Origin of the sequence: Methylobacterium sp. WL12 (genome assembly GCF_008039475.1) — a bacterium.
GTDB lineage: Bacteria > Pseudomonadota > Alphaproteobacteria > Rhizobiales > Beijerinckiaceae > Methylobacterium > Methylobacterium cerastii.
Genome location: NZ_VRUW01000057.1, coordinates 26155 through 32974, shown reverse-complemented (window position 1 = coordinate 32974; position 6820 = coordinate 26155). Strand labels below are relative to the sequence as shown.

The window sequence follows — 6820 nt, the reverse complement described above, 5'->3', positions numbered from 1 at the left end:
CGCCTGGGCCTTCATGGCGGCGAGCCAGTCGCGCAGCGGGCCCGGGGTCGGGCGTCCACCGGACTCGTACGGGGGCAGGTTGCGGGCGGGGTCCGACATCGGTGTGTCCTCAACGATCGAGGCCATTCAGTGCCGAACATGCTTAACGATCGGTAAAAGTTAACGCTGCGTCTGCGTTCGATCGCGAGAATGTGGGCCGGATCCCGCCCTCCTCCGTCAGGCCTTGCCGGTGTCGACGCTTGGCTCGACCCCTGGCTCGACCTCGCGGTCGACGTTCTGCTCGCACTCGTCGAAGGTGTAGCCTTCGAGCCAGTCGGCGCTGTCCTGGGAGCCGGCGGGATACGGGTCGGCCGAGAGCGGCGCGCCCTGCGTCTTGGCGGCCCTGCCCTCGTCCCTGATCTTGGCCGAGACGTATGCCATGCGGTCGTCCTCCTTCATGCTTCGTCGGATCATCGAAGGTGGGAGAGGCGGGCGAAAAGGCGAGCCCGGCCGTAGGGGCGGCTGCCGGGGAAGCTGCCGGGGCATGCAAAAATTGACTTTTGGCGCCGGCTTCCGTATCGCCCGGCGCATCCGACGTTCGTCGTCGATTCCGAAGCCGACCGGTCCATCGAGGCCGGAGGTCAACGCCCGACAGCGCGTCCGCGCCCTCGGGCGTGCTCGGCGTTGGCGGCAGGTGTTCTCACGAAGGCCGTCCTTGACCCACGCCATGACCTTTACGCCATGACACCATCCGCCGCCCTGCGCATCGAGGATGCCGTGAACGAGCTCTGCCCCTGGTCGGGCAAGCCGATCGCGGCCGATTCCCTGACGCTCTACAACGGCGCCGTGGTCGGCTTCTGCAATCCCGAGTGCCGGGACAAGTTCGCCCGCGCGCTCATTGCCTTCGAGGACGCGTTCCAGGCGCGCCGCGCCGCCGCGTCCGGCCTGGACCAGTAGCACCATGTTCGAGGGCCTTTCCGACCGCCTGTCCGGCATCCTGTCCGGCCTCACCCGCCGGGGCGCGCTGACGGAGGCCGACGTCACCGCCGCGATGCGCGAGGTCCGCCGCGCCCTGCTCGAGGCCGACGTGGCCCTCGAAGTGGTGCGCGGCTTCACCGACGCGGTGCGCGAGAAGGCCGTCGGCGCCGTCGTGCTGAAGTCGGTCACGCCCGGCCAGATGGTCGTGAAGATCGTCAACGACGAGCTCGTGGCCATGCTCGGCACCGATGCCGGCGTGATCGACCTGAACGCCCCCGCCCCGGTGCCGATCCTGATGGTCGGCCTGCAGGGCTCGGGCAAGACCACCACCACGGCCAAGATCGCCCGGCGCCTGTCCGACCGCGAGAAGCGCAAGGTGCTGCTCGCCTCCCTCGACACCCGCCGCCCGGCAGCGATGGAGCAGCTGGCGATCCTCGCGGCCCAGGTCGGCGTCGCCTGCCTGCCGATCGTCGCCGGCCAGTCGGCGGTGCAGATCGCCAAGCGCGCCATGGACGCCGCCCGGCTCGGCGGCTTCGACGTGGTGATGCTCGACACCGCCGGCCGCACCACGGTCGACGAGGCCCTGATGCAGGAAGCCGCCGAGGTGAAGGCGGCGACGAACCCCCACGAGGTGCTGCTCGTCGCCGACGCGCTCACCGGCCAGGACGCGGTCAACACCGCGCGCGCCTTCGACCAGCGGCTCGGCGTCACCGGCATCGTGCTCACCCGCATGGACGGCGATTCGCGCGGCGGCGCGGCGCTCTCGATGCGCGCCGTCACCGGCAAGCCGATCAAGCTCGTCGGCACCGGCGAGAAGGTCGACGCGCTGGAGGAGTTCCATCCCTCCCGCGTCGCCAACCGCATCCTCGGCATGGGCGACATCGTCTCGCTCGTCGAGAAGGCGGCCGAGACCATCGACCACGAGCAGGCGCTCCGCACCGCGGAGAAGATGCGCAAGGGCAAGTTCGACCTCGACGACCTGTCGATGCAGCTCGGACAGATGGAGAAGATGGGCGGCATCGGCGGCCTGATGGGCATGCTGCCCGGCATGGGCGCGATGAAGAAGCAGGTCGAGGGCGCCAACCTCGACGAGAACATGTTCAAGCGCCAGCGCGCGATCATCTCCTCGATGACCGCGCAGGAGCGCAAGAACCCCGACCTGCTCAAGAACTCCCGCAAGAAGCGCATCGCGGCGGGTTCGGGCACCAAGGTCGAGGAGCTGAACAAGCTCCTGAAGATGCACCGGACCATGGCCGACATGATGAAGGCGATGGGCTCGGGCAAACGCGGCATCGGCCAGGCTTTGGGCTCGATGTTCGGCCTCGGCGGCGGCGGGATGCCGGGCGGCATGGGCGGCGGGATGCCCGGCCTTCCGCCGGGAATGCCCGAGCCGACGCCGGAGCAGATCGAGGCGATGCAGAAGCAGTTCGGCGGCAAGCTGCCGCCGATGCCCCCCGGCCTCGGGGGGGCTGGCAAGATGCCGAGCCTTCCGGGCCTCGGAGGCTCGAAGATGCCGGGTCTCGGCGGCTTCCCGTTCGGGAAGAAGAAGTAGGGCGAAGGGGGAGTAGCGAATAGCGAATGCGGCTTTCGGCCTTCCATTCGCTACTCACTACTCACCATTCGTTGATCGATCGAAGCACATCAGGAGTTGAAGACATGTCCCTCAAGATCCGCCTCACCCGTGGCGGCGCCAAGAAGCGCCCGTACTACCGCATCGTCGTCGCCGACGCCCGCGCCCCCCGCGATGGCCGTTTCATCGAGAAGGTCGGCGCCTACGACCCGATGAAGGCCAAGGATGACCCGGCCCGCATCGTGCTCGAGGCCGAGAAGATCACGGCCTGGCTCGCCAAGGGCGCGCAGCCGACCGACCGCGTGCTACGCTTCCTCGACGCCGCGGGGCTCGCCAAGCGCCCGACCCGCAACAACCCGCAGAAGGCGGAGCCGGGCGAGAAGGCCAAGGAGCGCGCCGCCAAGCGCGCCGAGAAGGCCGCCAAGCCCGCCGAGGACGCGGCCGCCTGAGGAGCCAGAGCATGCGTCGTCCCGCAGGCCCATCCCGCGGCGACGGCGCGCGCCGCGGCGCCATCGCGCCCGACACCCAGACTTCGCCGCGGCCCAAGCCCGCGGCGAAGCCGGCCCCCGTCTCGGTCGACCCGAACCTCGTCGTGATGGGCGAGTTCGGCCGGGCGCAGGGGCTCAACGGCGAGATCCGCCTGAAATCCTATACCGGCGACCCGCAGGCCATCGCCGGCTACGGCCCGCTCGTTTCGGCCGACGGCCGGACGTTCGAACTCACGAGCGTGCGCCCGGCTCCCGGGTCGTCGCCCGACCTCCTGGTCGCGCGCGTCCGCGGCGTCTCCGACCGGACCGGCGCCGAGGCCCTGAACCGCACCCTCCTCTACGTCCCCCGCGAGCGCCTCGGCGAGCCGGATGCGGACGAGGTCTTCACCGCCGACCTCGTCGGGCTGCCGGCGATCGACGCCGCCGGCACGGTGATCGGGACCGTCGTCGCGGTGCCGAACTACGGCGGCGGCGACCTCCTGGAGATCAAGCCCGTACAGGGGGGCGCCACGGCGCTCCTGCCCTTCACAAAGGCCTTCGTCCCCGACCTCGACGTCGCGGCGCGTCGCGTCGTGGTGGCGCCGCCGGAGGATTTCTTCACGCCCGCCGGGCCGAAGCCCGCGGACGATCCGGGCTGAGCGAGACCGGCGTCCAGCTTACGATTCGAGCAGCCCGCTCAAGGGGGCCGTGACCGTGCAGGTGACCCCGCTCTCCGGGTAGGCGAGCCTCACCGTGCCGCCGATCGCGCCGACGAGGCCGCGCTCGATCAGGCGGGTGCCGAACCCCTTGCGGGTCGGCTCGACCACGGACGGACCGCCCTGCTCGCGCCAGAGCAGGTGGATGACGGCGCTCCCGTCCGCGCGGTCGCGGCCCTCGACCTCCCAGCGCAGGACGACGCTGCCGTCCGGCACCGAGAGCGCGCCGTACTTGACCGCGTTGGTGGCCAGCTCGTGCGCCATCAGCGCCAGCGACAGAGCCGCCTTCGGGCCGACCGCGAGGTCGGGCCCCGAGAGTCGGAACCGCTGCGGCCCGCCGTCGTGGTGGATGCTCAGGGCGCCGCGCAGCACCGCCTCCATCCCCGCGCTCTCGCTCTCGCCGGAGAGCAGGATGTCGTGGGCCTTGCCCATGGCCACGAGGCGGGCCGACAAGGCCTCGCGGGCCGCATCCAGATCGGTGACGTTGCGCAGGGTCTGCGTCGCGATCGCCTGCACCAGGGCGAGGGTGTTCTTCAGGCGGTGCCCGAGCTCGTGGTGGAGGATGTCCTGCTGCTGCGCAGCGCGCTTGCGGTCCTCGATGTCGCCGACCGCAACCACCGCGCCGATGGTGACGCCGTTGGAATCCTTCACGGCCTCGCCGATGATCTCGATCCAGCGGCGCGACCCGTCAGGCCGCTGGTAATGCGCCTCCAGCTCGGCGTGGTCGACCTCGCCGGCGGTGATGCGGGCGAGCGGGTAGTCCCCGGGCGGCACCGGCGACCCGTCGGCCCTGTAGGCGCGGTAGGCGCCGTACCCGTCCCGGTCTTCGGCCTGCACGGTCGGGTGGCCGAGGATGCGCTCCAGGCGCGGGTTGCCGAACACGATCCGTCCGCTCGGCGCCTCCGCCAGCAGGATGCCCACCGGCATGGTCTGCAGGACGGTGTCGAGCTGCGCCTGGTTCTGGCGCAGGCGCCGCTCGGTCTCGTTGCGGCGGGTGATGTCGAGCATCGCCCCGATCATCCGCACCGCCCGGCCGGCGTCGTCGCGGATGATGTAGCCGCGGTCGATCACGGCGGCGTAGCTGTCGTCGCCGCGCCGGAAGCGGTACTCGTCGGTCCAGGTCTCCACGGTGCCGTCGATCGCCGCGTGGATGCTGCGGGCGATCCGGTCGCGGTCCTCCGGATGGATCTGGGCGAGCCACCACGCGCCCTGCGGCACCACCGCGCCGAGGTCGTGGCCGTGGGCGAGCGTCAGCGCCTCGTTCCAGCGGACCTGGTCGGCAACGAGGTCCCAGTCCCAGATCGCGTCGGTGGTGGCGCGCGCCGCCAGGCGGTAGCGCTCCTCGGTCGCCTTCAGGGCGAGGTCGGCGGCCTTGTGCTCGGTGATGTCGCGGACCGAACCGATGAAGCGGACGGCGACGCCGTCCTCGACGATCGCCCGGCCGCGGGCCGCGAGCCAGCGCTCGACGCCGGTGTCGGCCGCGATCACCCGGTAGTCGGTATCGAACACGCCGACGCCGTCCGCGTCCATGGCCGCCCGGACCGCCGCGTCCGCGCGCTCCCGGTCGTCGGGGTGGACGCCGCCGAGATAGGTCTCCGCGTAGGTGATCGGGCCGCGCGCCGGCACGCCGAACAAGGCACGCACCCGCGCGTCCCAGCGCAGCTCGCCGGTGGCGAGGTCGAAGTCGAAGATGCCGATGCCGGTGGCCTCGACCGCGAGGCGCAGCTGCTCCTCGGCGCGGGCGCGGGCGGCCAGCGCCTGCTCGCGGTTCTCGATCGCCCGGCGCAATTCGAGCTGGACCATCACCTGGCGCGCCAGCGCGGTCAGGGTCGCCGTCTGCCGCGCCGTCAAGCCCTCGGGGCGCGGCACGGAGTCGATGACGCAGAGCGTGCCCAGCGCGAAGCCGTCCTGCGTGTGCAGCGGCGCCCCGGCATAGAACCGGATCTGCGGATCGCCGGTGACGAGGGCGTTGTCGCGGGTCCGCGGGTCGCGGGTCAGGTCGGGGATGACGAGGATGCCGTCGCGGCCGAGCGCGTGCGCGCAGACCGATTGGGTCAGCGGCGTCTCGCACGGGTCGAACCCGATCCGCGCCTTGAACCATTGCCGGTCCTTGGCGACGAAGCTGACGAGCGCCGTCGGGGTCTCGCAGGCCTGCGAGGCCAGGAGGACGATATCCTCGAAGCCGCTCTCGGCGGGCGTGTCGAGGATGCCGTATTCGTCGAGGGCGGCGAGGCGCGCGCCGTCGAGCGGGTCCGGGGTCGGTGCGGCGGTCATGGCCTCACGCCGCCTTTTCTCGCGCGGCCGAACCGCCTTGCGCGGCCGAACCCGCCGCGCCGGCCGCCGCCGGGTCGACGGCGACCAGCGTGCCGTCGTCGCGGTAGACCGCGCCGAGCACGTCCTCGAAATGGCGGCGCACGCGGTCGTGGCACTCGCAGGCCGCCCGCTCCAGGGCCGCCCGGTCGCGGATGGTGATGCGTCCGCGGGCCACCGCGATCATCCCGCGGTCGTGCAGGCCGCGCAGGACGCCCGACAGGTAGGTGCGGCGCACGCCGAGCATCTCGGCTAACACGTCCTGGGTGATCGGCAGGACGTCGGTCGAGAGCCGGTCGTGCAGGGTCAGCAGCCACTTGGCCGCGCGCTGCTCGATCGGGTGCAGGGCGTTGCAGGCGACCGATTGCAGGAGCTGGGCGATCAGGCAGTCGGAGTAGCGTGTGAACAGGTTGCGCAGGGTACGCGAGGCCTGCTTGGCCGCCTGGAGGCGCCCGGCTTCCACGCGCAAGGCCGGGCCGCCGATCTGCACCACGGAGCGGCTGAAGGCCGGCAGGTAGCCTTGGCTGACCACGCCGCCGACGGCGCCCTCCCAGCCCACCGTCGCCGTCTCGGCCATGCGGCCGTCGAGCATGGTGATCGCCAGGGTGACCACCGTGTGGTCGCAGGGGAAGGTGACGTGCGAGACCGGGTCGCCCGAGCCGAACACGACGTCGCCGCGCACGAACTCCACCGGTTCGGCGTAGGACGCAATCAGCGCCCGGTCGGCGGGCTGCAGGGCGCGCAGCAGGAGGTTCCTGCCGAAGGACGGGGCGGCGGTGACGGCCATGGCGGCAGCGGTT

The 6820-nt window shown here is 71.7% G+C and carries 7 protein-coding genes; 4 read left to right on the top strand and 3 right to left on the bottom strand.

Annotation, left to right across the window (positions count from 1 at the left end; translation table 11 throughout):
* Nucleotides 1-216: 216 nt before the first annotated feature.
* The gene (locus tag FV226_RS18830; RefSeq protein WP_246691652.1) at nt 217-438 is read right to left on the bottom strand and encodes a hypothetical protein; all 222 of its coding nucleotides are present in this window, start codon (nt 436-438) and stop codon (nt 217-219) included.
* 282 nt (nt 439-720) lie between these two features.
* Here FV226_RS18830 and FV226_RS18825 point away from each other — a divergent pair, with 282 nt between their 5' ends.
* From FV226_RS18825 to rimM, 4 genes are all read left to right on the top strand, one after another.
* On the top strand, nt 721-936 hold the full coding sequence (locus tag FV226_RS18825; RefSeq protein ID WP_147764083.1) for a glutathione S-transferase: 216 nt from the start codon (nt 721-723) through the stop codon (nt 934-936).
* Nucleotides 937-940: 4 nt separating this feature from the next.
* Nucleotides 941-2509, top strand: a complete 1569-nt coding sequence (gene ffh, locus FV226_RS18820) for a signal recognition particle protein (RefSeq protein ID WP_147764082.1) — start codon at nt 941-943, stop codon at nt 2507-2509.
* A gap of 104 nt (nt 2510-2613) precedes the next feature.
* On the top strand, nt 2614-2976 hold the full coding sequence (gene rpsP, locus FV226_RS18815; RefSeq protein WP_147728730.1) for a 30S ribosomal protein S16: 363 nt from the start codon (nt 2614-2616) through the stop codon (nt 2974-2976).
* Between the two features lie 146 nt (nt 2977-3122).
* Complete coding sequence (gene rimM / locus FV226_RS18810; protein WP_246691653.1) at nt 3123-3653, top strand: ribosome maturation factor RimM; 531 nt, start codon at nt 3123-3125, stop codon at nt 3651-3653.
* Nucleotides 3654-3671: 18 nt separating this feature from the next.
* Here rimM and FV226_RS18805 read toward each other — a convergent pair whose 3' ends face one another.
* On the bottom strand, nt 3672-5984 hold the full coding sequence (locus FV226_RS18805) for a PAS domain-containing protein (RefSeq protein WP_147764080.1): 2313 nt from the start codon (nt 5982-5984) through the stop codon (nt 3672-3674).
* 4 nt (nt 5985-5988) lie between these two features.
* Nucleotides 5989-6807 carry a Crp/Fnr family transcriptional regulator gene (locus FV226_RS18800; protein ID WP_147764079.1) on the bottom strand — a complete coding sequence of 273 codons (819 nt, stop codon included), beginning with the start codon at nt 6805-6807 and terminating at the stop codon, nt 5989-5991.
* Between the last annotated feature and the right edge of the window lie 13 nt (nt 6808-6820).